General features: G+C 63.7%; 23 protein-coding genes and 1 other RNA gene. 10 read left to right on the forward strand and 14 right to left on the reverse strand.

Annotation, left to right across the window (positions count from 1 at the left end):
- Position 1 precedes the first annotated feature (1 nt).
- A complete protein-coding gene (locus V6765_RS12330; RefSeq protein ID WP_448429158.1) occupies positions 2-2,245 on the reverse strand; it encodes a cellulose biosynthesis cyclic di-GMP-binding regulatory protein BcsB in 2,244 nt (747 codons plus the stop codon).
- On the reverse strand, positions 2,242-3,441 hold the full coding sequence (wecB, locus tag V6765_RS12335; protein ID WP_448429160.1) for a non-hydrolyzing UDP-N-acetylglucosamine 2-epimerase: 1,200 nt from the start codon (positions 3,439-3,441) through the stop codon (positions 2,242-2,244). Before wecB ends, V6765_RS12330 begins: the two co-directional genes overlap by 4 nt.
- A gap of 320 nt (positions 3,442-3,761) precedes the next feature.
- Between wecB and V6765_RS12340 the strand changes: the two genes are divergently transcribed.
- Both V6765_RS12340 and V6765_RS12345 read left to right on the forward strand, forming a co-directional pair.
- Positions 3,762-4,286 carry a DedA family protein gene (locus tag V6765_RS12340; RefSeq protein ID WP_448429857.1) on the forward strand — a complete coding sequence of 175 codons (525 nt, stop codon included), beginning with the start codon at positions 3,762-3,764 and terminating at the stop codon, positions 4,284-4,286.
- Between the two features lie 261 nt (positions 4,287-4,547).
- Entirely contained in the window at positions 4,548-5,309 is a 762-nt protein-coding gene (locus tag V6765_RS12345) for a RibD family protein (RefSeq protein ID WP_448429162.1), read from the forward strand.
- Here V6765_RS12345 and V6765_RS12350 read toward each other — a convergent pair.
- From V6765_RS12350 to V6765_RS12365, 4 genes are read right to left on the reverse strand one after another with little or no spacing between them, the layout of a single operon-like run.
- Positions 5,290-6,084: a class I SAM-dependent methyltransferase gene (locus tag V6765_RS12350; RefSeq protein ID WP_448429164.1), complete on the reverse strand. Its 795-nt coding sequence runs from the start codon at positions 6,082-6,084 to the stop codon at positions 5,290-5,292. The two genes, V6765_RS12345 and V6765_RS12350, sit on opposite strands and share 20 nt — an antisense overlap.
- On the reverse strand, positions 6,081-7,124 hold the full coding sequence (locus V6765_RS12355) for a glycosyltransferase family 4 protein (protein WP_448429166.1): 1,044 nt from the start codon (positions 7,122-7,124) through the stop codon (positions 6,081-6,083). Before V6765_RS12355 ends, V6765_RS12350 begins: the two co-directional genes overlap by 4 nt.
- Positions 7,121-7,519 carry a 6-pyruvoyl trahydropterin synthase family protein gene (locus V6765_RS12360; protein WP_448429168.1) on the reverse strand — a complete coding sequence of 133 codons (399 nt, stop codon included), beginning with the start codon at positions 7,517-7,519 and terminating at the stop codon, positions 7,121-7,123. The genes V6765_RS12355 and V6765_RS12360 overlap by 4 nt, the downstream gene beginning before the upstream one ends.
- A 13-nt stretch (positions 7,520-7,532) precedes the next feature.
- Positions 7,533-8,531, reverse strand: a complete 999-nt coding sequence (locus tag V6765_RS12365; protein WP_448429170.1) for a zinc-dependent alcohol dehydrogenase — start codon at positions 8,529-8,531, stop codon at positions 7,533-7,535.
- 221 nt (positions 8,532-8,752) lie between these two features.
- Between V6765_RS12365 and ribA the strand changes: the two genes are divergently transcribed.
- Together ribA and V6765_RS12375 are read left to right on the forward strand one after the other, a co-directional pair.
- Entirely contained in the window at positions 8,753-9,850 is a 1,098-nt protein-coding gene (ribA, locus tag V6765_RS12370) for a GTP cyclohydrolase II RibA (protein ID WP_448429172.1), read from the forward strand.
- A gap of 13 nt (positions 9,851-9,863) precedes the next feature.
- The gene (locus tag V6765_RS12375) at positions 9,864-10,607 is read left to right on the forward strand and encodes a CDP-alcohol phosphatidyltransferase family protein (protein ID WP_448429174.1); all 744 of its coding nucleotides are present in this window, start codon (positions 9,864-9,866) and stop codon (positions 10,605-10,607) included.
- Between the two features lie 11 nt (positions 10,608-10,618).
- Here the strand turns inward: V6765_RS12375 and V6765_RS12380 are convergent, their stop codons facing one another.
- Positions 10,619-11,545: a lysylphosphatidylglycerol synthase transmembrane domain-containing protein gene (locus tag V6765_RS12380; protein WP_448429176.1), complete on the reverse strand. Its 927-nt coding sequence runs from the start codon at positions 11,543-11,545 to the stop codon at positions 10,619-10,621.
- A gap of 80 nt (positions 11,546-11,625) precedes the next feature.
- Here V6765_RS12380 and V6765_RS12385 point away from each other — a divergent pair, with 80 nt between their 5' ends.
- The gene (locus V6765_RS12385) at positions 11,626-13,266 is read left to right on the forward strand and encodes a sulfatase-like hydrolase/transferase (protein WP_448429178.1); all 1,641 of its coding nucleotides are present in this window, start codon (positions 11,626-11,628) and stop codon (positions 13,264-13,266) included.
- 23 nt (positions 13,267-13,289) lie between these two features.
- Here V6765_RS12385 and V6765_RS12390 read toward each other — a convergent pair whose 3' ends face one another.
- The 3 genes from V6765_RS12390 to V6765_RS12400 form a co-directional block, all read right to left on the reverse strand.
- Complete coding sequence (locus V6765_RS12390; protein ID WP_448429180.1) at positions 13,290-16,541, reverse strand: efflux RND transporter permease subunit; 3,252 nt, start codon at positions 16,539-16,541, stop codon at positions 13,290-13,292.
- Positions 16,538-17,548 (reverse strand): efflux RND transporter periplasmic adaptor subunit, encoded by a 1,011-nt coding sequence (locus V6765_RS12395; RefSeq protein WP_448429182.1) that lies wholly within the window; start codon positions 17,546-17,548, stop codon positions 16,538-16,540. The genes V6765_RS12390 and V6765_RS12395 overlap by 4 nt, the downstream gene beginning before the upstream one ends.
- Positions 17,549-17,625: 77 nt before the next feature.
- The gene (locus V6765_RS12400; RefSeq protein ID WP_448429184.1) at positions 17,626-17,829 is read right to left on the reverse strand and encodes a YgaP family membrane protein; all 204 of its coding nucleotides are present in this window, start codon (positions 17,827-17,829) and stop codon (positions 17,626-17,628) included.
- Positions 17,830-17,964: 135 nt separating this feature from the next.
- Between V6765_RS12400 and V6765_RS12405 the strand changes: the two genes are divergently transcribed.
- Positions 17,965-18,264 (forward strand): ArsR/SmtB family transcription factor, encoded by a 300-nt coding sequence (locus V6765_RS12405; protein WP_448429186.1) that lies wholly within the window; start codon positions 17,965-17,967, stop codon positions 18,262-18,264.
- Between the two features lie 228 nt (positions 18,265-18,492).
- On the opposite strand, the gene thyA is transcribed toward V6765_RS12405, so the two are convergent.
- Entirely contained in the window at positions 18,493-19,419 is a 927-nt protein-coding gene (thyA, locus tag V6765_RS12410; RefSeq protein ID WP_448429188.1) for a thymidylate synthase, read from the reverse strand.
- 133 nt (positions 19,420-19,552) lie between these two features.
- On the opposite strand from thyA, the gene ssrA reads away from it, so the two are divergent.
- The 4 genes from ssrA (at position 19,553) to V6765_RS12430 (ending at position 20,894) form a co-directional block, all read left to right on the forward strand.
- Positions 19,553-19,911: a transfer-messenger RNA gene (gene ssrA / locus V6765_RS12415) on the forward strand.
- Between the two features lie 98 nt (positions 19,912-20,009).
- Complete coding sequence (locus V6765_RS12420; RefSeq protein WP_448429190.1) at positions 20,010-20,486, forward strand: SspB family protein; 477 nt, start codon at positions 20,010-20,012, stop codon at positions 20,484-20,486.
- 7 nt (positions 20,487-20,493) lie between these two features.
- Entirely contained in the window at positions 20,494-20,685 is a 192-nt protein-coding gene (locus V6765_RS12425; RefSeq protein WP_448429192.1) for a DUF4169 family protein, read from the forward strand.
- Entirely contained in the window at positions 20,682-20,894 is a 213-nt protein-coding gene (locus V6765_RS12430) for a ribbon-helix-helix domain-containing protein (RefSeq protein ID WP_448429194.1), read from the forward strand. Before V6765_RS12425 ends, V6765_RS12430 begins: the two co-directional genes overlap by 4 nt.
- Positions 20,895-20,907: 13 nt before the next feature.
- On the opposite strand, the gene V6765_RS12435 is transcribed toward V6765_RS12430, so the two are convergent.
- The 3 genes from V6765_RS12435 to glmU are packed head-to-tail and all read right to left on the reverse strand — an operon-like array spanning position 20,908 to position 24,603.
- Positions 20,908-21,408, reverse strand: a complete 501-nt coding sequence (locus V6765_RS12435; RefSeq protein ID WP_448429196.1) for a GNAT family N-acetyltransferase — start codon at positions 21,406-21,408, stop codon at positions 20,908-20,910.
- Positions 21,405-23,231 carry a glutamine--fructose-6-phosphate transaminase (isomerizing) gene (glmS, locus tag V6765_RS12440; protein WP_448429198.1) on the reverse strand — a complete coding sequence of 609 codons (1,827 nt, stop codon included), beginning with the start codon at positions 23,229-23,231 and terminating at the stop codon, positions 21,405-21,407. Before glmS ends, V6765_RS12435 begins: the two co-directional genes overlap by 4 nt.
- 4 nt (positions 23,232-23,235) lie before the next feature.
- Positions 23,236-24,603 carry a bifunctional UDP-N-acetylglucosamine diphosphorylase/glucosamine-1-phosphate N-acetyltransferase GlmU gene (gene glmU / locus V6765_RS12445; protein ID WP_448429200.1) on the reverse strand — a complete coding sequence of 456 codons (1,368 nt, stop codon included), beginning with the start codon at positions 24,601-24,603 and terminating at the stop codon, positions 23,236-23,238.
- Between the last annotated feature and the right edge of the window lie 116 nt (positions 24,604-24,719).

Genomic DNA, 24,719 nt, shown 5'->3' on the forward strand with positions numbered 1-24,719 from the left:
CCTAGTCCCGCTTGTCCCGGTTCCTGCGGCGCGCGATACCGGCCAGCAGGACAAGAACGATGAAGCCGCCGATGATCAGCGTCGTAAGCGCCCATGGCGCCTGTTCCAGCCAGAATTTCGGACTGGTGAGCAGTCGCAGCGTCGACCCGTTGCTTTGGTCGAGCGGCGCACCGGAGGCGGCATAGACCGTGTTGCCGCTGGCATTCAGCGCCGTCAGAACACCGCCTTCGCCGATGACGGCGACATCGCCCTGGCCGAAGCTGAACGGCTTGCCGAGATCGGCCCCGGCGCCGACCGTGCGATAGTAGAGGCCCGGCTGGCTCTGGTCGAGCACGGCCTCGGCGACCGAAACGTCCGAAAGCCCGGCGGCATCGAAAAGCCGCTCGCCGCGCGCCGAGTCGATCGTGATCTTGTTGCCCGTGACGCTGACGCGGTCCGCACCCTTTTCCGGCGCAATATCGAAGAACAGGAAGGGCTTGTTCGGCAGCGGCGCCGTGGCGCTATCGACGACCGCAAACTCGGAGCGCGCGGGCGCGATGCCCGCGGCATCGGCCACGCTCATCACCGTCGGCAGCGTTTTCAGCGCATCATCGAGCCATGCCGCCGGCACGGCCACCTGGCTGTCGCCCGCCAGCTTCGCCACAAGCGTGGTGAAGCCATCGGCGGCGGGGGCGTCGCTGAACAGGATGCGGCTATCCGGCAATACCGCGGCGGGATAGGCCTGCGGGACTTCGCGACACTGGTCGCTCGCGGGCTGGCGCTGGAACTCGACATTGATGACATTGCGCGGCAGCAAAGTGTAGGCGGGGATGGCGACCGAGATCCGCTCCGGCGTGCCGTCGGCCTTCAATTGCTTTGCGCCCAGCAGATAGCCGTTGATCGAGACCGAAGCGACCGGCAGCGTCGCGGTGGCGCCGGGGGCAGCCGAGACCGCGAGGTCGAGGCGGCTCGGCACCTTTCCGGGCGCAGCCGTGCCGAGATCGAACTGCGTCGACCAGTCGCCCCTTGCCACGACGTCGAGCCGGCTCGGCGCCTTGCCGAGCGCACCCAGCGCAATGGCGTCGCCCGCCACCGGCGGCATCGCCGCAGCGCCAAGCGTGAGGTCTCCCGATACCGCCGATTGACGCCAGACCGTATCGAACAGGCCGACCGCGGCATTGGCGGCATCCGGCGCAACCGCGACGACCGGCCGGCCCGAAAGCGTGCGGAGCCCGACAGTGTCGTCGCCAACGGGTTGGCCAAGCGAATTGAGATCCTGCCGGATGGTCGCGAGAGCAGCAGAAGCAGTGCCGTCGGCATCGACAATTTCCGCCGAAACGGCATCGAGCGCGGATTTCAACTGCTCAGCCATCGCGCCGTCGGCGATGGCAATATCGGCGATGAATTGCGGGGCGTCCAGCAGCATCAACGCGCCAATCTCGGCTTCATTGGCGATCTGCACCTCGCCGCCGCCCGCAAGGCTCTTGAACGCCGGAACCCCGGCAAGCGATGGCGGTACCGTCAGCGTGGCGGTGTCGATCCGGTCGCCAACCTTCGGCAGGGCGATGGTCCTGACGGTCTTGCCGTCGCGCTGCAGGGCGGTTCCGATGCGCCAGGCGGCATCATAGCTGTTCCTGTCGAGGTGGTTGCCCGAAACCAGCAGCGTCACCTCCGTGGGAAGCGCCGACCATGCCGTGCTGATATCCTTCACGGCGGAAGCCGCGTAGCCATATTCCAGATAGGTGTCGGGCTCGATCTCGAGCATGTTGCCGATCGGTCGCGCATCGTCGCAATAATATTGCCCGGTGGCGGACGACCAGTTCACATTGAGATGGACGAAACCGTTGTCGCGGGCCGCGCCGTCGATGCCGATGCTGGCATCGGCCGAACCGCCGTCATCCGTCGGCGAGCGCGCAAGCAGCATACGGTCGTCAGCCGACAGGGTGTAGGTGGTCTGTCCGCCGTCCGCCCGCAGGTAACGGCCTTCGAAATTAAGCGTGGGGTCGATCAGTTCGACGCCCGCCGGGACGGGAATATAGATATCGCGCTCGGCCGCTGTCGATCCAAGCGCCACCGGCGTGCCGATGCCGAGGTCCTCCAGCGTGACCTTGCGGGTGATCACCCGATCCTTGGTCCCCGCCGCAAGCGTATCGGCGATGGCGCCGGCATGGCTTACCTGCGGAACCAGCAGGACTGGCGCCACCGTGCTCGCAAGCAGGGCGGCGATCATGGCGTTCCTCGAGGGGGCGGTTTTGGTGTTTTTCATTTCGTGGCAGTCCTCAAGGAAACAGCGCGAAGGTGGCGCGGACGAGCATGCGGGGCAGGCTCCGCGGCAAAGGGAATGACGGCGCGTCCGGCAAGCGTATCGACGATGCGCTCTGCAGCCTTGCCGTCGCCATAGGGGTTGATCGCGGCGGACTGGAGCGCATGGGCGCGGGGATCATCCAGAAGGTGCACGACCTCGCGCATGATGCGCGCGGTGTCGGTTCCGACCAGTTTCACCGTGCCGGCCGCGAGCGCTTCGGGTCGCTCGGTGACGTCGCGCATCACCAGAACGGGTTTTCCAAGCGAAGGCGCCTCCTCCTGCACGCCGCCCGAATCGGTCAGGATGATATGGGAGCGCTCCATCAGATAGACGAATTCGAGATAGGCCTGCGGCGCAATCAGATGCACGTTGTTCAGGTCGCCCAGCATTTCCTGCACCGGCCCCGCGACATTGGGGTTGAGGTGCACGGGATAGACGATCTGCAGATCCTCGCGCCGGGCGAGTTCGCGCAGCGCCTTGCAGATATTGATGAAACCGCCGCCGAAACTTTCGCGGCGATGCCCGGTGACAAGCAGGGTCTTCAGCTCGGAATCCAGAAACGGAAAATCGGCGTCCAGCCGGGCCCTGAGGTCCGCGTCGCCGCGAATGCGGGCGGCAACCTCCCTGAGCGCATCGATCACCGTATTGCCGGTGACGACGACCCTGCCCTGAAGGTGCTCGCCCGCGAGATTGCGCGCGCTCGAAAGGGTGGGCGCGAAATGATAGGCCGAGACAACATCTACGAGCCGCCGGTTCATCTCTTCGGGCCAAGGCTTCGAAAGATCGTAGGTTCTCAGCCCCGCCTCAACATGCCCGACGGCAATGCAGCGATGGAAGGCGGCAATGCCCGCCGCCATGGCCGTGGTGGTATCGCCGTGGACCAGGACGACATCAGGCCGCGCCTCTTCGAACACCTGGTCGAGACCGGCGATCATCTTCGCGCTGAGGGCATTCAGCCCCTGGTTGGGCGCCATGACGGCAAGATCGAAATCCGGCTTGATTGCGAAAAGCGACAGCACCTGGTCAAGCATGCTGCGATGCTGGCCGGTGACACAAACCTCAGTTGTGATAGCGCTATCACACCTCAGAGCATTGACCACCGGGGCCATCTTTATGGCCTCAGGGCGGGTGCCGAAAACACAGAGAATCTTGGTCAAGTTCTTGCTCCGATTCAAAACAGAGGGCTCCGGTGGATCCGGATCGGGAAACCCGACTATTGGGCAAACGTGTCTTTTCTGCGGGTTACATTTCGTTAACCTCCCGCATTGGGCGCGCCGGAGTTCACAACCGGATCTGCGGCATTCAGACCTTCGCGCCGGCGGTTGGTCTCGCAGGTGGAAGAGCGCTGTGGCGTCGTGGATGAAAATCGGGCAAGGTGAGCCATGACCAACGAAACAAGGCCAACCGGACCGGTTTTCAAACGCAAGCCGGCGTCCTGATCAAGCAGAACCCCATGGCGCATTTTCTTCACGAGTCGATCACCTTCATCGAACCCTATCTCCGCCATTACGGCCTGGTGGCGCTGTTTGTGATCATCTATCTCGAATCGCTCGGCGCGCCGATGCCGGGCGAAAGCGCGTTGATCGGCGCCTCATTGCTGGCGGCGGATGGTCAATTGTCGATCGTCGGGATCTTCTTCGTCGTCGTCTGCGCCGCCGTGATGGGAGACAGCACCGGCTATCTGATCGGCCGGTTTGGCGGCCGGGCGTTGATTTCGCGCTACGGACGTTATGTTGGCATGACGGAGGACCGCCAGCAATGGATCGAGGGACTTTACGAAAAACGCGGCGCCTGGGTCGTGGTCGGCGCCCGCTTCGTTGTCATCCTCCGGCAGTTGAACGGAATCGTGGCGGGCTCCATGGGAATGCGCTGGCCGCCCTTCCTCGCCGCCAATATCGCCGGCGGCCTGCTGTGGGCCGCAGTCTGGACCATCGGGCCCTATATGTTCGGCGACATCATCGCCGAGCGCCTGCATCTCACCTTGCACGGCGCGCCGTCATGATTGCCTGACGGGCCTATCGAAGAGCCGGTTGTCAAGTTCCCCTTAGTCAGAACGCTGCGTAACATCGGCTCGGGTCACGATTGGTGCTCCGCGAGACGATCATAGCTTCACCGAAGGAATTTCGCTTTCGCTCTTACGCCTCACCGCGTTCTTCGTGCATTATGCTATCAAACGCGATATCGCTGTTTGGGAGATTCCCGGTGTGAGACGACACCCCCGAACAGGCCCGGACAGGATGCGGTGACAATACAAACAATCAGAATGACCGACGAGCTGTGGGCGCTGCTTCTCGCGTTACGGCGCGGCGCTGCAAGCGCGCCACCCTTATCCGATCCCGCGGGCGCGTTGTACGGGCCCATCGCGGCTGCTTCAGACCAATTCGTGCTGGCACAGGTCGGTCAGTCGCTGGACGGGCGGGTGGCAACGCCGTCCGGGGACGCGCGCGATATTTCGGGACCGGAGGGTCTGGCGCATCTTCATCGGTGTCGCGCGCTGGTCGATGCCGTCATAGTCGGTGAGAACACGGTCAGTTGCGATGATCCGCGCCTTTCCGTGCGCCTTGTCGACGGCCCCGATCCCGTGCGTGTGGTCATCGACTGCCATGGGCGGCTTACCGGACGGGAAGGTCTGTTCCATGACGGCGGCGCGCACGTGATCGTTTTTCAGAGCGACGAGGCCAGCCGCAACGATCTTCCGAATGCCGAGATCATCCGTCTTCGCCCCCACGAGAACGGGCTCGCACCGCAGGAGATGCTGGCGGCGCTTTCCGGGCTCGGTCTGCGGCGCGTGCTTGTCGAGGGCGGCGCGCGCACGATTGCCCGCTTCATCGAGGCCGGATTGGTGGACCGGCTGCATGTCGCGGTTTCGCCGCTGATCATCGGATCGGGCCCGAACGGAATCGCCCTGCCCCCGGTCGAGCGCCTTTCAGACGCGCTTCGGCCAGAGGCGCAGGTTTACAGTCTGGGGAGCGACATTTTGTTCGATTGCCCGCTCAAGCCAGCTATCAGGCCGGAAGGGCAATGAGATCGGTGTGGCCGACCTCGCAGAGGCTCTCCGGCGCGGCGATGGCGGCCATGCGGAAGGCAAGCCAGTCCTCGATATCGGCGTCTGAATGGCACGACATCTCCTTTAACGGCTGACGGAACCCCGACAGGAACGCCTTCTGCAGGGCCGCCGCCGTTGCGTCCATCCGCCATGGGCTGGGCATCGCCTCAACCTGATAGCCTCTCGCTTCGAGCAGTCGCTCAAGACAGGCGCTTGCCTTGGGACCGAGCGCCTTGCCGAAGCCCTTGTCCGTCTGCTGGTGACGGTTGAAGGCCTCGACCATGTCGTCATCGAGCGGATGGCGGTGCGTCCAGCGAATGATTCCGTCATAGTTCAGCGCCGCGTAGAGGCCGCAGCCTTGAGCGACGATTCGCTCACAGAAAGCGACGCAGAAGTCTTCCGAAACCAGATCGAACAGCGCCGAGGCCGTTACCATTGAGACGCCTCCTAGCGGCAGATCCTGTAGATCGTTGAGATCGAAGCGTCGAAAGGCGACGTCTTGATCGTTTCCGATGCTGCGTTCCGCTTCCTTCAGCAAAACCGGGTCATAATCGAGAAGCAGCCAGCTTGTGCCTTCCGGCACATGGCTTTTCAGACTGCGCCATGTCGAACCCGTGCCGCAGCCGATATCGATAATCGCCGGCGCCGGCATGGCCTGCAGATAGCGCGACAGCGTTTCGATCAGCGCCGGGGCGCGGGCGAGCCTGTCCGCCGGTTCGCGCAGCGCCAACCATTCGGTTTCGAAACCGCTCATGCGACCGCCTCCAGAGCCTCGGAAATAGTGCGCGCCGTGTCATCCCATCCCGGCAGTCTCTCGCCCGCGCGCCGGGCCGCAACAGCCATGTCGGCGTGAAAAGCCTTGTCGGTGATCATCCTTTCAAGGGCCTCGGCGAAAACCGCGCTGTCATCGACGGGCAACAGAAAGCCGGCATCCGCTGGCACCACGTCGGGGATCGCGCCGGCACGGCAGGCAATCACCGGGACGCCCTGAGATAGCGCCTCGGCAAACACCATGCCATATCCTTCATAGCGGCTGGCAAGCGCGAACATGTCCGCCGTGGCAAGCAGCGCGCGGGTGTCGTCACAGTCGCCGGCCAGCAGAATTCTGTCGTGGAGCCCAAGCGCGGCGATCTGCCGTTCGAGCGCTCGCGCGGTCGGCGGGTCCATATCCCGGCTGCCGGCAATGGTCGCTCTCCAGGGAAGGCCTTCGATCCGTTTCAGCGCGTCGACCAACACATCATGCGCCTTGCGCGGGATCAGCGAGCCGATGGAAACGATATGGGGCGGATCGCCATCGCAGGCGGATACCGGCGCAGGGTCCGTGCCGGGAAGCGCGACGGTGATCTCGTCCGCCGGTATCGCGAACCCGCTGACAAGCGTTTGCGCTGTCGCTTGCGAGGTTACGACGATACGGCGGACAAGAGCGAGCGCCCTGCGTTCGCTTTCTCGCAAGACGGTCTGCCGGTCGGCGTCGAGCCCGGTTTCCAGCGCCAGCGGATGATGCACCAGGGCCACGATCCGCAGGCGAGTCGCCTCTCGGACGGCCCAGTCGTCCAGAATGCCGAAGGCGAGCCCGTCAATCATCACCAGCGCCCCGTCCGGCAGGGCCGAGAGCAGACGTTCGGCGTTCTGCTTCACCGCCGGTTCCGGCGCGGGAAAGCCATCGCCGAGCGCCAGCAATTCCAGGTCCCAGCCAAGCGCCTCCAGCCCGGCAATCATCCGCCGGTCATAGCCATAGCCGCCGGTTCGGGTTGAAAGATCGCCGGGATAGGCAAAGACAAGCTGGGCCGTCAAAGCGCGCCCTCATACCAGCCGCGCGCGGCGTGGGATTCGTGGAGGGTCACGCGGATTTTCGCGATCCGGTGGCTGCCCGGGCCGAGTTTCTTCTCGCCGACGGCGGATGCGAGCTGGTCGAAGATGTGCTTCGCGATCACTTCGGTGGTCGACACCTTGCCGCTGAACGCTTCGACTTCGTCCAGATTCTGATAGTTGAGCGGCTTCAGCACCTCGGAAAGCGTCTCGGTTGCCGCGCCGATATCGACGGCAAGGCCGTCATCATCGACATCCTCGGTGAAGAAGGCGGCGTCGACCACGAATGTGGCGCCGTGCATGCCCTGGGCAGGGCCGAACACGGGTCGGGGGAGGCTGTGGGCGATCATGATATGATCGCGGACTTCGACTGCAAACATGGCTTCTCTCTTTTTAGTATCGGATACGGTGGCAGAGCGTTTCCGGATCATCGATGATGCCGGGATAGGCGGCGGCAATGTCCTCGAACGCGGTCTCGCCGGAGATCAGGGCATCGAGGCGGTCGTCTTCAAGAAGCGTAACCGCCTTGGCCAGACGGCGCGCAAAGGTCCAGCGGGCACGTTGCGCGGGCGGCAACGAGCCGACCTGTGAAGCGACGATAGAAAGCCTTTGCGAATGGAACGCCCCGCCGAGCGGCAGTGTCAGTTTTTTGTCGCCGTACCAGCTCGCCTCGACGATGCGGGCCTCGAAACCCGCGTGATCCAGCGCTTCCGCGAGCGCTTCGCCGGAGGCGGAGGCATTGATCAGCACATCGAATTCACCGTCGAGCGCGCCGCTCTCGGCAAAGGTCACGCCGAGCCTATCGGCAAGCGCCCGCCGCGCCGGATTGCGGTCGACCAGCACGACGTCGGTGCCGATGATCGCGGTGGCGAGGAAGGCCGTGAGCGCGCCGACCACGCCCGCGCCGAACACCGCCACCCGGTCGCCGGGCATGATTCCAGCATCCCAGACAATGTTGAGCGCCGTCTCCATATTGGCGGTGAGAATGGCGCGTTCCGGCGGCACCCCATCCGGCAGCGGCGTGACCATGCCTTCGGCCACGACCGCCGCGCTTTGATGCGGGTGCAGGCAAAAGACGTTGCGGCCGGCCAGATGGTCGGGGCCGCTCTCCACGCGACCCACCAGCGCATAGCCATATTTCACCGGAAACGGAAAATCGCCTGCCATATGCGGTCCGCGCATGCGCTCGCGCTCGCTTTCGGGAACCAGACCGTTGAAAACCAGTGATTCCGTGCCCCGGCTGATGCCGCTGAAAAGCGTCCGGACGAACACCGCCCCCTCGTCGACCGCGCCGAGTTCTTCCTCCTGGACGGCGCAGGTCCGCGCCGCCGGGAACCAGAGCGCCCGCGCCGTCTGGCCCGCTCGGTCATCATCGCCAAAACTTCCCTTCAATTCCCGACGCTCCTTCCGGCGAACACTTTTTTGTTAAAGTCCAGTCGCAGTGTGCGACTGGAACCAATCCACTTACGCTCTAATTACGTATTAGGTTCCAATAACTTCGTCGCGCTGCCCGTTTGTGGAACGGGACGAGTCGATGGTTTTGTGACAAAACGATGATGCTGCCGGGTGGCCGCATCATACGCGTGCAACATAGCAGATCAACGCAGGAACAGATGGATAGGTTCAGTTTTCGAGTTTGCACCCCGGCAATGGAGATCGAACGGGCCGTCGCCGAACTGCGCTTCGGGCGCCCGGTCATTCTGCAGCAGGGTGAAAAAAGCCATGCCGTGCTGGCGCTCGATTGCGCCGCGCCGGAGACCTATGATGCCTTCGCGGCCGCGAGTGACAATCGTCATGCGCTGTTCGTAACCGCGCAGCGGGCCCATTGCCTGGGCGTTTCATCGAGCCTCGGCATTGCCGTGCCCGCCGAAGGGATGTCTTTCGATGCCGCAGCAAGGCTTTCCTACGCGCTCGATGCCAGGGCGCCGGGTGAATGGCGCGAGGCCGATCCGGCGATGTCTGCCGCGGCTGAACTGGCGCGCATGGCCCTGCTGCTGCCGGCCATGGTCTGCACGGAAATCGATGGCATCGAGGATCGTTTCGATGCCTGCCACAGGCTCGACTGCGCCCACCTTTCCGATACCAGGCACGCCCGGCAGGACTTCACCGAGGTCGTGCGCACACGGGTTCCGCTGAAAGATCTCGGCGATGCGCAGTTTGCGGTGTTTCGCGGCGGGCTTGCGCAGAAGGACCAGATCGCCATCATCGTCGGCGATCCGGATTTCAGCCGTCCGGTCTCCGTGCGCATTCACTCCTCCTGCCTCACGGGCGATCTTTGCGGTTCGCTGAAATGCGATTGCGGCGACCAGCTGCGCAACGGCCTCGCCAATCTGAGGGCGGCGGGCGGCGGCGTGCTGATCTATCTCGATCAGGAAGGCCGCGGCACCGGCATCGGCTCCAAGATGCGGGCCTATGGCTATCAGCACCAGGGCCTCGACACGATCGATGCCGACGCCGAGCTGGGGCTTGAACCGGACCACCGCCGCTATGAGGCGGCGATCGCGATCCTGCGGCTGCTGGGCATATCGAGCGTCGTTCTGCACACCAACAACCCCACCAAGATCGCGGCGATCAATGCTGCTGGCATAAACGTGGTGGGGCGGATGCCGACTCATGGCAAGATAACGGCGGAGAACCTGAATTACCTGCGCACCAAGGCGTCGAAGGCCGATCACATTTTCGACCCCGAAATGCTCGCGACAACGAAATAAAACTGGGAGCCGCATGACCGACAAGCCGAGCCCCGCACCGCCGCCGCAGCTCAAAGCCAGCGCGCTTCTTGTCCTCGGCGTGGTCTTCGCCGCCGCGCTGGTTTTCTATCAGATGCTGGGCCCGCATCTGACGCTCGGACGCTGGGCCGTGATGTTCGCGGCGTTGCTGCTGTTTGCGATCTTCACCGTCGTCCTCAGCGCCCTGCCCTATCATCCGCACAGTTCTTTCGGCGCGGCCAATGCGATCACCGCAATCCGGACGGCGATCGTCAGTCTGGTGACGGCTTTCGTGTTTTTCGCCGCTGACATGGGGGTTCAATCTGCGGTCTGGATTCTGATCGCTCTCGTGGTGACAGCTTTCGTCCTCGATGGATTCGATGGCTATCTCGCCCGGCGGTTTGGCCAGGAATCCGCCCTTGGCGCCCGCTTCGACATGGAGGTCGATGCGCTTCTCATTCTGGTCCTGTCGGAGGCGGCCCTGATGCTGGGCAAGGCCGGTTGGTGGGTGCTTTTGATCGGGCTGATGCGCTATCTCTTCGTCGGCGCGCAATATTTCGTGCCGGCGCTGGGCGAGCCCCTGCCCCCGTCATTTCGCCGGAAGCTGATCTGCGTCGTGCAGGTGGCAACGCTGTGCGTCATCCTCGTGCCAACGGTCGTGCCGCCTGTTTCGACAGTCGCCGCGCTGGTTGCGCTGGGGCTGCTGGCCTATTCATTCGCGGCCGACACGCTCTATCTGCTGCGCAAGAGCCGGTCATGAGGTCGCCGTTCTCAGGGTCTGGCGATCCTGCCCCGGTAGAGCGAAACGGCAACCGAGATGCCGCCGGGCACGGCAGCGCCCGCCAGCGATATCACACCGTAAAGCAGGCTTGCGGCCACACCCTCGGCACTGGTGAAGCCGAAGAGCGGCCAGAGCGCGGCGGCGGCCGCCTCGCGCGTGCCCCAGCCGCCGATGCCGGCGGGGATCAGCATGGTCATCAGACAGAGCGGAATGGCGGTGACGGCCGCGGTCGCCGGCAAGGGCGCGCCGACCGCGCGCGAGGCGATCAGGAACACCGCGATGTAGCCGCCCACGATCAGCAGGCTGAGGCCGCCCTGCACCAGAAACGCGCGGTCCTTCCAGAACACGGCGGCGATATCGGCTCCCAGCGCGCGGAAGCGCTGCGGCAACCACTCCGCCCAGAATACGGCGGCGATCAGAACGCCGACGATGAACACCGCGCTGACGCCCCATATCAGCGCATCCGCCTGATCCGGCAGGCGTTCGCTCAAAAACACCGGCCAGGCGAGAAGACCGAGAAAGCTCAGTGCGAAGAAGGCGATCTGGCCGGACAATCTTTCCAGAAACACAGCCGCTGCCGGTCGCTTCCAGCCGCCCGCCCCTTCCAGCCGGCTGCGATAGGCGCGCACGGCGTCGCCCGCCATGCCGCCGGGCAGGACCAGATTGAGCGCGCTGCTGATGTAATATTCGCGAATGGCGAGGCCGAGACCGATCTCCTGCCCGAGCCTCTTGGCCGTGAAACGCCAGCGGCAGGCCGAGGCGATGATCTGCACCTGCACCAGCGCGAGCGCCAGGATAACGAGGGCTGGCGGAACATCGCTGAAGGCGGCGACCAGACGTTCCGGCCCGGCCAGAGCGATAAGCCCGGCAAGCAGCGCCAGACAGGCGATAACCGAAACAACGGCAAGTTTGTTCAAGCTCTGGTCCTTCGCCACATGCGGCCCGAAATCGCACGCGCCGCCTGTTGGTGAAACGTATGGCGCGCGGTGATGGTTTGATGACAAGAAGCGACAGGCCTGACAAGGGGCGAACCGTCTCATCCCGGGCGAGCTGGACCGCGTTTATATTTTTCGTCGTCCTGAGCTTCGCCGCGCTGATCCTGCCGGATCATCCGGGCGCGTTTTACGGCGCGGCTTTCCTGCGGTTTCAACTGGAAGTGCCGATCATGGCGCTGGCGCTGCTGGTGCTGCCGCGACGGATCGCGACCGTGCTGGCCGTCCTGTTTGCGTTGGCCATCTTCACGCTGCTGTTCCTGAAGATCGCCGATATCGGCGTGCAATCCGCGTTCCAGCGGCGGTTCAACCCCTATCTCGACATGAAGATGCTGGCCGATGGTTGGAATGTCTTCTCCGGAACGCTGGGCGCATGGAAGGCGGGCCTCGCGCTCGCGGTGGTTCTCGCCGCCTTTGTCGGCCTCCTCGTGCTCTATTTCAACACGGAGCGACGGCTTATAAGACTGAGCAGACCGCAAAAGCGCGGACCGGTGATCGCGGCGCTCGTTCTGCTTGCGATCGGAACAACGCTCCAGCTTGTCGAAACCCCTGTCCGGGCGGAGATGAAGGCCGTCGTCTATCTCGGCAACAGGCTGGCGCTGGTAAAGAAATCGGTCGCGGATATGCAGAAGTTCGAGCGCGATCTGGCGGCCGCGGATGAGATCGGAAACGACCTGTTTGGTGCGATCAGGGGCCGCGACGTCATCCTCATCTTCATCGAATCCTACGGTCGCAGCGCGGTGGAGGGCCCGCACTACAGTCCGGTGATGGTTCCGAGGCTTGAGAATGTCGAAAGCGAGCTCACCGAAGCCGGCTTCTCCTCGGCGTCCGACTGGCTGGTTTCGCCGACCATGGGCGGGCTGAGCTGGCTTGCGCACGGCACATTTCTTTCCGGCCTGTGGACCGACAGCCAGGCCCGCTACGACCGGCTGATGATCAGCGACCGGCAAAGCCTGAACCGCCTGTTCCGCGAGGCCGGTTGGCGCACGGCGGCAGTCATGCCGGCAATCACCATGGATTGGCCCGAGGCCTCCTACTACGGCTATGATCAGGTTTTTGCCTCGGGCGATCTCGGCTATCGCGGCAAGCCCTTCAACTGGATCACCATGCCCGACCAGTACACATTATCGGCGTTTGATCGGTTGGCGCGAGAGCCAGCCCGCGCCGACGGCACGCCGCTGATGGCGGAAATCGCGCTGATCTCAAGCCATGCGCCATGGACGCCGGTGCCGAGCCTGATCGACTGGAACGATGTCGGCGACGGCACCGTGTTCGACGCCCAGGCTGAAAGCGGTGAAACGCCGCAGCAAGTCTGGTCCAACCGCGACGATATCCGCGACCATTATATCGGCACCATCGATTATTCGCTGCAGACCGTCGGCGACTACATCGCCCGCTTCAGCGATGACGCCGTGTTCATCGTTCTCGGCGACCATCAGCCCGCTCCGGTCGTGACCGGGCCCGATGCCTCGCGGGCGGTTCCGATACACGTCATCAGCAAGGATCAGGCGTTGATCGAACGTTTCGAGGCGGACGGCTTCACCCCCGGCATGATCCCCGCCCCGGACGCGCCGGAAACGGGGATGGACATGATGCGGGGGCGGCTCATCGACATCTTTGGCGACAGCTCCGGGCCGGCGATGTAACGCCCGCCGGCCCGGCTCAACGCCTATGCCGATGCCGTGCCTTCAGGGCTCGCCGCCGCACTGTTCTTCCGGTCTCCCCGCAACACGACATAGATCGCGGGAATGACCAGCACGGTCAGCGCCGTCGAGGAGGCAAGGCCGAACAGCAGCGAGATCGCCAACCCCTGGAAGATCGGGTCGGTCAGGATCACGGCCGCCCCGATCATCGCGGCAAGCGCGGTGAGCAGGATAGGCTTGAAGCGGATCGCGCCGGCTTCCAGAAGCACATCGATCAGCGGCCGGCCGGGCGTGCGCGCATGGCGGATGAAATCCACCAGCAGGATCGAGTTGCGCACGATGATGCCGGCAAGCGCTATGAAGCCGATCATCGATGTCGCGGTGAACGGCGCGCCGAACAGCCAGTGCCCGCAGAGAATGCCGATGAAGGTCAGCGGGATCGGCGTCAGGATCACCAGCGGCAGCTTGAACGAGCCGAACTGGGCGACGACCAAGATATAGATCCCGATGATCGCGACCATGAAGGCAGCGCCCATGTCGCGGAAGGTCACCCAGGTCACCTCCCACTCGCCATCCCACAAAAGCGTCGGATGGGTCTCGTCGTCGGGCTGGCCGTGGAGCACGATCTCCGGCTTGGGCAGATCGCCCCAGTCCATGGCATCGATCGCATCCTGCACCGCCAGCATGCCATAGATCGGCGCTTCATATGCGCCGGCAAGCTCCGCCATCACCATTTCGGCGGCGCGGCCATTGTGGCGGAACACCGGATAGGACGCGGGCTCCTGCGTGACGCTGACGACATCGCCGAGCTCGACCACGCCGCGCCCGCCCGGCAGCGCATTGGCCGGCACCGGTGTCGACAGCGCGCGTTCGTCCAGCGTGTCGTGCTCCTTCGGCAGCGCAAGCCGGATCGGGATCGGCTGGCGTCCGTCGCCGCGATGCGAATAGCCGACCGTGGCCCCGCCATAGAGATAGCTGAGCGTGTCGTAGACATCGGATTGCTCGACCCGGTAATATTCGAGATTGTCCTGGTCGATGGCGATCCGCACCCGTTCCGGCCGATTGTGGTAGCTGTCGTCGAGATCGACGATGAACGGCACGCTCGCGAAAGCCTCGCGCACCTTGTCGGCGACCGCGCGCCGGGTCTCGGGGTCCGGGCCGTAGATTTCGGCAAGCAGTGTACCCATGACCGGCGGGCCGGGCGGCGGTTCCACCACCTTCACAACCGTGCCCTGCGGCAGATCGAGACCGGTGAGCCGTTCGCGCATGTCGAGCGCGATGGCGTGGCTCGCCCGGTCGCGCTCCCCCTTCGGCAGAAGGTTGACGGCGACCTGCCCCTGCTCGGGATTGGCCCTCAGATAATAGTGACGCACCAGCCCGTTGAAATCGAAGGGCGCCGCGGTGCCGGCATAGGTCTGGAAGGAGACGATTTCCGGCATCTCCGCAAGCCTGTCGACAACCGATTGCAGCGCCCGGTCGGTATCCTCGACGGATGCCCCTTTCGGCAAGTCGACCACGACCTGAAGATCGGACTTGTTGTCGAACGGCAGCAGCTTGACGGTGACATCCTTGGTGTAGAACAGCGCAAGCGAGGCAAAGGTTGCCAGCGCCACCAGACCGATGAACGTCCAGGCCCGCGCCCGGCTTTTGAGAACAGGCCGCGCGACCGCGACGTAGAACCGGCCAAGACGACCGCCGCCGGCAGCGCCATGAGCGGCCGCGGCGTCGCCATGTCCGTGGCCGGCTCCCTTGCCGCCGAGCTTGATCATCAGCCACGGCGTCAGGATGACGGCAACGAAGAACGAGAACAGCATGGCCGCCGAGGCATTGGCCGGGATCGGGCTCATATAGGGGCCCATCATGCCCGAGACGAACATCATCGGCAGCAGCGCCGCGATCACCGTCAGCGTGGCAACGATGGTGGGATTGCCGACCTCGGCGACGGCGTCAATCGCCGACTGGACGCGCGAACGGTCATCCTGCATCGCCCAGTGGCGGGCGATATTCTCGATCACGACGATGGCGTCGTCGACAAGGATGCCGATCGAGAAAATCAGCGCGAACAGCGAGACGCGGTTGATCGTGTAGCCCATGATCCATGACGCGAAGAAGGTCAGCAGGATCGTCGTGGGAATGACGACGGCGACCACCAGCGCCTCGCGCCAGCCGATGGCGATGCCCACCAGCACGACGATCGAGACGGTGGCGAGCGCCAGATGGAACAGCAGCTCATTGGCCTTCTCATTGGCCGTCTCGCCGTAATTGCGCGTGACCGTCATCTCGACGTCAGCTGGGAAGATCTGGCCGCGCACCTGCTCCAGCCTGTGCACGATTTCCTCGGCAATCACCACCGCATTGGTGCCGGGACGCTTGGCAATCGCCAGCGACACAGCGGCGGCGCGATCCAGCCCGTCATCGGTCCGGCGGATATCGGTGACGCGGTGTTCGGCCGGCGATGTCGCGAGTACCACGTCAGCGACGTCGCGGACATAAACCGGACGGCCATCGCGGGCGGTCAACAGAAGATTGCCGATTTCTGGCAAGGATTGCAGCGTCTGCCCGGCGATAACCGGAAGCTGGCCGCCATCCTCGCGGATCGTGCCGACCCGGAAGGACCGATTGGCGCCCTGGACCTTGGCGGCGAGCTGCTGCAGCGTGATGCCGAACAGCGACAGCCGCTCGGGATCTGGCTCCACGCGGAACTGTTCGGGCTGTTCGCCGACAATATAGGTGAGCCCGATATCCGGCAGTTTGGAGACTTCCACCTGAAGCTCGCGGGCAAGCCGGGTCAGGTCGTTTTCCGTCCAGCGCCCCGCAGCCTCTGCGGTCGGCCGCAAGGTGACGACGACGGCCGCCACATCATCGATGCCGCGACCGACGATCAGCGGCTCCGGCACGCCGACCGGGATGCGGTCCATATTGGCGCGGATCTTCTCATGCACCCGCAATATCGCGGTATCAGCGTCGGTGCCGACCTCGAACCGGGCGGTAACGAGCGCGCCGTCATCATCCGTCTGCGAATAGACGTGCTCGACGCCGTCTATGCTCTTGACGATGGTTTCCAGCGGCTCGGTGACGAGCTTGACGGCGTCCTCGGCCTTCAGTCCGTTGGCGTTGACGTGGATGTCGACCATCGGCACGGAAATCTGCGGCTCCTCCTCGCGCGGCAGAGAGACGAGCGCGATCAGCCCGAGCGCAATGGCGGCCAGCAGCAAGAGCGGCGTGAGCGGCGACGTGATGAAGGTGCGGGTGAGCCCGCCTGCAATTCCGAGTTTCATGGCAGTATAACCCGATCACCGGCGCGCAGGCCGGACAGGACCTCGATCCGTTCCTCGTCATTGTCGCGCACGATCTCGCCGAGAACGACCGCGACATCCATCCCGCCGTCACCGGTTACAATCCGCACATAGTCGACGCCGTGCACGGTCTTGACCGCCTCGGGCGGCACGACCAGCGCCGCGCGCTTGCCGACCGGGATCGACACCAGCGTGCGCTCGTTGACGAAATAGTCGCCGACGCTTTCAATCTCGACATCGGCGATCACGCGCCCGTCGGCGATTTCCGGATAGACCTTGCTGATGCGCCCGGTGCTGACGGCCGGAAGCGCGTCCTGCCCGGGCACAAGCCCGCGCTCGCCGACCTGCACCTCGGCGCCTTCGACGATCTCGGCGGCATGGCGCTCAGGCAGCGACAGGCGCAGGTAATATGGCCCCGGCGCGATGCGCGCGACGTTCTCGCCCGCCATCACGACCGAACCGAGGGTGACCGGCACGGTCAGCACCCGGCCCGTTGCCGGCGCAAGCACCTCGCCCTCCCTGGCGCGCTGCTCGACGACGGCCTTTTCGGCAAGGGCGGCAGCAACCTGATTGGTGGTGACGTCGAACTGCATCGTCGCCTGATCGAGCCGAGCCTGGGTGCCGGAACCGGAGGTGCGCAGCTGCTGGGCGCGATCGAGTTCGGTGCGGGCGTTTTCAAGCTGCGAGTTCAGGGCCTCGAGCCGTGCGTCGGCGGCCTTCAGTTCCAGCGCGATCTTGTCGTCGACGATCACCGCGATGGTATCGCCCTTGGCGACCGTATCGCCCTCGCCGACGCGCACATCCTCCACGACGCCGCCGATCCTGGCGCGCGCCGGCACCACGATCCGGCTTTCGACCCGACCAAAAACGGCCTTCATCTCGGTCACCGTCACGGGTTCAACCGTAAACTCGGCGGCCAGCGCTGCCGGAGCGGCAAACGGCATTATCACGGCAAGGGCGGCGGTTAATCGGAAAGCGGCTTTTAACATGAGACCAAAGCTCCTTCAGGTGTCTGCGGCCTTGCCGCGGCACCCGGGTAAATGTGTGATTTGCGCGACCGCCGCGCTTACTTGAACGCTACGCCCGACTTGACTCCGAGCTTTCGGAACACAATTGCTGCTGGGCAGAAACCTGTCACCGATGCCTGGATCAGGTTGAGACCGACAAAGGCATTGAGCAGGAACCACCAGGGCGAGACGTAGACGCCAAGCGCAAGAGAGAGAAGAACCATGAAACCCGCGAATATCATCACGGCGCGATCGAGAGACATTTGAACATTCCTTCTGTTATCTCAATACGTTGCGCGGACAGCGGCGTGGTTGGAACTTGCCGGTTCAGCGCCGTTCGCACGACAACGTAGACACATGGCTTGCATATAACATTCAAAGATATTAAATTCAAGAACATGAATGTCACAGAAATGATCCCCGCCGCCGAAGCGGCCGCCGAACTGATGAGCAGCCTTTCCCATCCGCAAAGACTGCTGGTGCTTTGCGCGCTTGTGGATGGCGAAAAATCGGTTGCCGAATTGCGCCGGGAACTCGGCATCGAACAGGTGCCGATGTCGCAGCAGCTCATGCGGCTCAGGGCCGACGGCCTTGTCGAATCCCGGCGAGAAGGCACAACAGTGTTCTACGCCATCACTCGACCGGAGGTGTTGACCGTGATCAACGCGCTCCACGGCGCTTTTTGCAGGAAAGAATAGCGAGCCTGCTGTTGTTCAGCCGCTGTTGCGGGCTTTGCACAACCATCGCGCCGGCAAAACGGCATTGCCGGAAACGACTTCGGCATTCCCGACATCGCTCGGTGGATCAGACCTTCGCGAAATTCTGGCTGAGCGACATTCCAGTCGCACCTGGGCGAGCAGCGCGCTTGCCAAGCCAGCCTGACGACCAGCACATTTGACGCGCCGGCAACCGCCCTTCCCGCCTCGCTACACCGCCACGGGCGCCGCGATCGCGGGGTGGGGATCGTAGTCGGTTACCTCGAAGTCTTCGATCCGGTAGCCGTCGATGGAGGCCGGGCGGCGGAGAAGGCGCAGCTTGGGGAACGGGCGCGGCTCGCGGGCGACCAGTTGCTGGGCCATGTCGAGGTGGTTCAAATAGAGGTGATAGTCTCCAGCCATCCAGATCAGTTCGCCGGGGGCCATGTCGACCTGTTGCGCGACCATGGAAAGCAGCGCCGCCGAGGCCGCGCAGTTGAAGGGCGCGCCGAGGCCGACATCGAGGCTTCGCTGGAACAGCAGCATGGAAAGCTTGAGCTTCGGCTCGCCCGGCCCCGCGTCCTTGTTCTCGGAGGTGTGGAACTGGTAGGTCATATGGCAGGGCGGCAGCGCCATCTGGTCCAGTTCGCCCACATTCCAGGCATGAAACAGCATGCGCCGGCTTGCCGGATTGGTCTTGAGCGTCTCGATGACGGTCGCGATCTGGTCGTGTTCCTTGCCATTGGCATCGAGCCAGCGCCGCCACTGCTTGCCGTAGACGGGGCCGAGATCGCCCCACTCAAGCGCAAATGCGTCATCGGCGAGGATACGTTCCTCGAAGGCTTCCTGCGAGATTTCCTCGCCCGTGGCATTCCGGTATTTCTCCAGCGGCCAGTCGGTCCAGATGCGGACGTTTTCCGTCAGCAGCGACTGGATATTGGTCTGCCCGGTCAGGAACCACAACATCTCTTTGATCGCGGTTTTCCAGTAGACGCGCTTGGTCGTGAACGCCGGAAACGTGCCGTCGGAAATATCGAAGCGCATCATCGCGCCGAAGGCCGACAGCGTTCCGACGCCGGTGCGGTCTATCCGGCGGTCGCCTTTTTCCAGAAGGTGCTCGAGCAGGTCGAGATACTGATATTCGGGATGGCGCGCCATGCGAAGCTCCTTGGAATCGTGCCGCAAGTCTGACGACGGCGGGCCGGCAAGGCAAGATATCGGCGCCGAATTCGCGCGGTTGCCCACCGGAATGCGGCCTCTGCGGGCCCGGGACCGGAATTTCTCGGTCCCGCCCCTTTCCAGAAGCTTTTGAAACACTTATATCAGGTCTGCCGGCTTGACCGGCTATGGTGATAAACGGCAATGCAATAAGCTCATTGGACCCGGGGGCGGTACCCGGCGCCTCCACCATGATCAGGCGGAAAGGCCTGATTTTGATGGGGGCGAAACAGGATCGACAAGAGTGTAAAGATTGACCTTTTACCCGGCATGATACCACCGTTATCGGGTCAAACGAGTAGTTGCAAATGACAACAAAGCTCAGGGTTACGCTGTAGCTGCCTAATGGCGGTTCCAGAAACCCAAATTAAGTCCTTGCGGGTAGCACTGTAAGGCGGGGTCCGGAGGCACCTGGCAACAGAAGCCTCCACCTGATTTTGAACAAAATCCCCTATAATGATTGCGATTTCCGAAAAGCCGACTTATGGCTGTGGGGAATGCAGCAACCGGGCGAGAGGCAGGAAGATTTAATGGGGCAGGACCATATTCGCTACGACGTTTTGGCGCAGGATGCATTGCGGGGCATGATCCGCAAGGTTCTGGCCGAAGTGGCCGCAACCGGCCACCTGCCCGGCGAACATCATTTCTTCATCACCTTCCTCACCGGCGCGCCGGGCGTGAAAATCTCGCCGGCGCTGAAGGAAAAATACGCCCAGCAGATGACCATCGTCATCCAGCACCAGTTCTGGGACCTGAAGGTGACCGACGCGCTGTTCGAGATCGGCCTGTCTTTCTCCGACGTGCCGGAGCGCCTCGTCATTCCCTTCAACGCCATTGTCGGTTTCTACGATCCTTCGGTGAATTTCGAGCTCGAATTCGACGTCGCCACTCTTGACGTAGAAGACGAGACGCCGACCGATCCGCCGATGAATGACGGTGACGACACCCCCGGCGGCGATGACGGCGCGTCCGTGGTCTCTCTCGACGCCTTCCGCAAGAAGCACTGAACGTTCGATGTGCGCCGAGATCGTCAATCTGCGGCAGCAGCGCAAACGCAACGAACGCCGCAAATCCGAGCAGAAAGCCGCTGAAAATCGGGCGCTTCACGGTCTGACCAAGGGCGAGAAGCAGCGCGAAAAGCTTGAGCGCGTCAAGGCTGAGCGCCAGTTCGATCAGGGGCGGCGCGAGCGCGACGACGAAGCGTGACCCGCAAGCACTCCATCAGCCTCCACGGCCACCGCACCAGCTTCTCCCTGGAAGATGAATTCTACACGGAGCTGACCCGGATCGCGGACGCCCGCGATCTCAGCCTCGCAGCCCTTATCGCAGAAATCGACGACACGCGGGATGGCGAGATCAACCTGTCATCCGCTATCCGGCTTTTCGTGCTTGCCGAGGTAAAGGCGGGGAAGTGAGCCCCTGCCCTTCTCAGACTTCGCCGTAGAATGCCCGGTGATAGGCAACCTTACCGCTTGGAACGTGGCCATCGAAATCGAGCGCCATGAAGTGGTCCGGCGGCACGCCCTCCAGCGTCAGCGCCGGCTCGTGGCGGAAGCCGAAGCGTCGGTAAAAGGCGGGCGCGCCGAGCACCACGACGCCATGCGCACCCTCATCCTTCAGAAGCTCCAGCCCGCCGAGCACGAGCGAGGTGCCGATCTCGCGGTCCTGAAACGCAGGATCGACGGCCAGCGGGCCAAGGCCGAACCAGCCGTCCGACCCATCGGAAATGCCGACCGGCGAGAACGCGATGTGGCCGACCACCCGCTCCTCTTCCTCCGCAACGAGCGCCAGCGACAGGGCGCCCGCCTTGCGCAGCCTCCGGATGATGTCGGGCTCGCTGCCATCGCTGTACGGCGTCCCGGCAAAGGCCGCGGCCACTAGCTTGTAGACCGCGGCGACATCACCCAGGCGTTCCCGGCGGATGATCATTCCACCGTCACCGCCTTGGCGAGATTGCGCGGCTGGTCGGCGTCCGTGCCCATGAACACCGCGGTATGATAGGCTAGGAGCTGGATCGGCAGCGAGAACACCATCGGCGCGATGAATTCCGGCATGTCGGGCAGCACGATGGTCTGCATGGTTTTCAGCTCCGAGGCCTTCGCGCCGCTCTCGTCGGTGATGAACACGATCTTTCCGTCGCGGGCGGCGACTTCCTGCATGTTGGAGACCGTCTTTTCGAAGAAACGGTCATGCGGCGCGATCACGATCACCGGCATATTTTCATCGATCAGCGCGATCGGCCCGTGCTTCAGCTCACCTGCGGCATAGCCCTCGGCGTGGATATAGGTGATCTCCTTGAGCTTGAGCGCGCCCTCCATTGCCAGCGGGAAGCTGGTGCCGCGGCCGAGATACAGCACGTGATGGAAGTGCGAGAGTTCGCGTGAGAGCTTTTCGATCTGCGGCTGAACGGCGTGCAGCACCTGGCTCATCAGGCGCGGCACTTCCGAAAGTGCGTGCACCAATTCCTTTTCGTCCGCCGGTGAAAGCGTGCCGCGTTCGCGTCCGGCGCGCAGCGCGAGCGATGCCATCAGCGCGAGCTGGCAGGTGAAGGCCTTGGTCGAGGCGACCGAGATTTCAGGCCCCGCCAGGATCGGGAACACCGCATCGGCCTCGCGCGCGATCGTCGAGCCGGTGACGTTGACGAGCGCGCCGGTCTTCGCGCCCTGCTCCTTGCAATAGCGCAGCGAGGCCAGCGTATCGGCGGTTTCGCCAGACTGCGATATGAACAGCGCAAGCGTATCGTCCGATATCGGCAGTTCGCGGTAGCGGAACTCTGAAGCGACGTCGATCTCCACCGGCAGGCGCGCATAGCGCTCGATCCAGTACTTGCCGATAAGACCGGAGAGATAGGCCGTGCCGCAGGCGGCGATGGTGAGACGGGAGATTTTCGAAAAATCGATGCCGTCTTCTGCCGCCGCGGTCCGTTCCGCCGCGAAATCGCAATAGCGGCCGAGTGTGTGCGAAATCACTTCGGGCTGATCGAAAATTTCCTTTTCCATGAAGTGGCGGTGATTGCCCTTGTCGATCATCATCGCGGACAATTGCAGCGGCTGGCGCTGGCGACGCACCGGTTCGCCGGCAAAATCGCAGAACACCGCGCCGTCGCGATCGACGATCGCCATGTCGCCGTCTTCCAGATAGGAGATGCCGGTGGCAAGCGGCGCAAGCGCGATCGCATCCGAACCGACATACATCTCGTCCTCTCCGTAACCGATGGCAAGCGGCGGGCCGTAGCGCGCGACGAACAGCGTATCCGGACGGTCCTTGAACAGGATGACCAGCGCGAAAGCGCCGGTGACCCTCTGCAGCATGGCCAGCACCGCATCGCGTGGGGCCATGCCGGCGCGGCGATAATCGTCCAGAAGCCGTGCGACGACCTCGGTGTCCGTGTCGCTCGAAAAACTGACGCCCTTGGCCGTCAGTTCGGCGCGCAGTTCCGCGAAATTCTCGATGATGCCGTTATGAACCACGGCGACATCGCCCGCGATATGAGGATGGGCATTGGCCTCGTTGGGAACGCCGTGGGTCGCCCAGCGGGTATGGGCGATGCCGGTGACGCCATCGACAGGATCATCGGCAAGGCAGACGCGCAGGTTTTCAAGCTTGCCCGGCGCGCGGCGGCGCACCAGCTCGGCATCCTCGATCACAGCGATGCCGGCCGAATCATACCCGCGATATTCAAGTCGCTTCAAAGCATCGACAAGACGACCGGCTACCGGCCGAACGCCAACGATCCCCACTATTCCGCACATATGGTCACTTGCCCCCGTCCTTCTTGCGCGCCGCCTTGATGGCGAGCGAGCGGGCGCGCAGCATTTCGGCACGCCCTTCCTTGTTTTCCTGGCGTCCGCGCGCGAGCGCAAGCGCATTGTCCGGCACATCGCGTGTCACCACGCTGCCGGATGCGACATAGGCGTGATCGCCGATGCGCACCGGCGCCACCAGCGACGAATTGGAGCCGATGAAACTGTCCGCCCCGATCTCCGTCCTGAACTTGTTGACCCCGTCATAATTGCAGGTGATCGTGCCCGCGCCGATATTGGCGCGCGCGCCGACGCTGGCGTCACCGATATAGGTCAGGTGGTTGACCTTGGCGCCCACGCCGATGTCGCCATTCTTCACCTCGCAGAAATTGCCGACCTTGGCGTCTTCGTGCAGCACCGCGCCCGGTCTCAGCCGCGCGAACGGCCCGACCTTGCTGCCGGGCGCGATCTTCGCGCCCTCGATGTGACTATAGGCGTGGATCGTAACGTTATCCGCAATCTCGACGCCTGGGCCGAAGAAAACATTGGGCTCGATCAGGCAATCGGCGCCGATGACGGTGTCGTGGCAGAGGAAGACGGTCTCAGGCGCGATCATCGTGACGCCGTCAAGCATCAGTTCGCGGCGGCGGCGGAGTTGCCAGATGCGTTCGAGTTCGGCGAGTTCGGCGCGGTTGTTGCAGCCCAGCACCTCGTCGGCGTCGGCCATCACCACGCCGGCGCGACCGCCGCTCGCAAGCGCCGCCTCGACGATGTCGGTCAGATAGTATTCGCCCTTGGCATTGTCATTGCCGATAGCATCGAGCAGCTCGAGCGCGCGCCTGCCGTTGAAGGCCATCAGGCCGCTGTTACAGAGCGTCACCCTGCGCTCCTCGTCGGTGGCGTCCTTTTCCTCGCGGATGGCATAGAGCGCGCCGTCGCGGGTCAGAAGCCGGCCATAGCCCGTCGGCTCGTCGGTCTCAAAGCCGATCACGACGACGTCGTCGCCCGCTTCGAGCGCCGCCCGCGCGGTGGCAAGCGTCTCTCCCGTCACCAGCGGCGTATCGCCATAGGTCACGATCACGTCGTCATAACCGCGTTCCAGCGCCGCGCGGGCGGCAAGAACGGCGTGGGCGGTGCCAAGCCGTTCGCGCTGCTCATAGGTCTCCAGCGCCACCCCGGGCAGCGCGCAGGCATCCGCCACCCGGTCGCCATCGCGCCCGACGACGAGCGCCACCGCATCGACACCGGAACGGGAAACGGTATCGACCACATGCGCCGCCATCGCCCGGCCGGCCACCTCGTGCAGCATCTTGGTCCTGGCCGATTTCATCCGCGTTCCATCGCCTGCCGCCAGAACGATTGCCAGTGCACTGCGTGACATGAAATCCCCTTCCGTTTGCCGCCGATTGATCCGCTATCGCTTGTAGCGGAATCCTCACCGAGACCTATTCAAAAAATGTGAATAATTTTTATGTGCGGCGCCGCCATGCGACATGT

Source organism: Martelella sp. FOR1707, assembly GCF_053484265.1.

Bases quoted from the DNA above. Each gene is read 5' to 3' on its own strand.
- V6765_RS12330 (WP_448429158.1), bottom strand. From the start codon at position 2,245: ATGAAAAACACCAAAACCGCCCCCTCGAGGAACGCCATGATCGCCGCC.
- V6765_RS12345 (WP_448429162.1), top strand. From the start codon at position 4,548: ATGACCGACGAGCTGTGGGCGCTGCTTCTCGCGTTACGGCGCGGCGCT.
- V6765_RS12350 (WP_448429164.1), bottom strand. From the start codon at position 6,084: ATGAGCGGTTTCGAAACCGAATGGTTGGCGCTGCGCGAACCGGCGGAC.
- V6765_RS12360 (WP_448429168.1), bottom strand. From the start codon at position 7,519: ATGTTTGCAGTCGAAGTCCGCGATCATATCATGATCGCCCACAGCCTC.
- ribA (WP_448429172.1), top strand. From the start codon at position 8,753: ATGGATAGGTTCAGTTTTCGAGTTTGCACCCCGGCAATGGAGATCGAA.
- V6765_RS12375 (WP_448429174.1), top strand. From the start codon at position 9,864: ATGACCGACAAGCCGAGCCCCGCACCGCCGCCGCAGCTCAAAGCCAGC.
- V6765_RS12385 (WP_448429178.1), top strand. From the start codon at position 11,626: ATGACAAGAAGCGACAGGCCTGACAAGGGGCGAACCGTCTCATCCCGG.
- V6765_RS12390 (WP_448429180.1), bottom strand. From the start codon at position 16,541: ATGAAACTCGGAATTGCAGGCGGGCTCACCCGCACCTTCATCACGTCG.
- V6765_RS12395 (WP_448429182.1), bottom strand. From the start codon at position 17,548: ATGTTAAAAGCCGCTTTCCGATTAACCGCCGCCCTTGCCGTGATAATG.
- V6765_RS12400 (WP_448429184.1), bottom strand. From the start codon at position 17,829: ATGTCTCTCGATCGCGCCGTGATGATATTCGCGGGTTTCATGGTTCTT.
- V6765_RS12405 (WP_448429186.1), top strand. From the start codon at position 17,965: ATGAATGTCACAGAAATGATCCCCGCCGCCGAAGCGGCCGCCGAACTG.
- thyA (WP_448429188.1), bottom strand. From the start codon at position 19,419: ATGGCGCGCCATCCCGAATATCAGTATCTCGACCTGCTCGAGCACCTT.
- V6765_RS12420 (WP_448429190.1), top strand. From the start codon at position 20,010: ATGGGGCAGGACCATATTCGCTACGACGTTTTGGCGCAGGATGCATTG.
- V6765_RS12425 (WP_448429192.1), top strand. From the start codon at position 20,494: ATGTGCGCCGAGATCGTCAATCTGCGGCAGCAGCGCAAACGCAACGAA.
- V6765_RS12435 (WP_448429196.1), bottom strand. From the start codon at position 21,408: ATGATCATCCGCCGGGAACGCCTGGGTGATGTCGCCGCGGTCTACAAG.
- glmS (WP_448429198.1), bottom strand. From the start codon at position 23,231: ATGTGCGGAATAGTGGGGATCGTTGGCGTTCGGCCGGTAGCCGGTCGT.
- glmU (WP_448429200.1), bottom strand. From the start codon at position 24,603: ATGTCACGCAGTGCACTGGCAATCGTTCTGGCGGCAGGCGATGGAACG.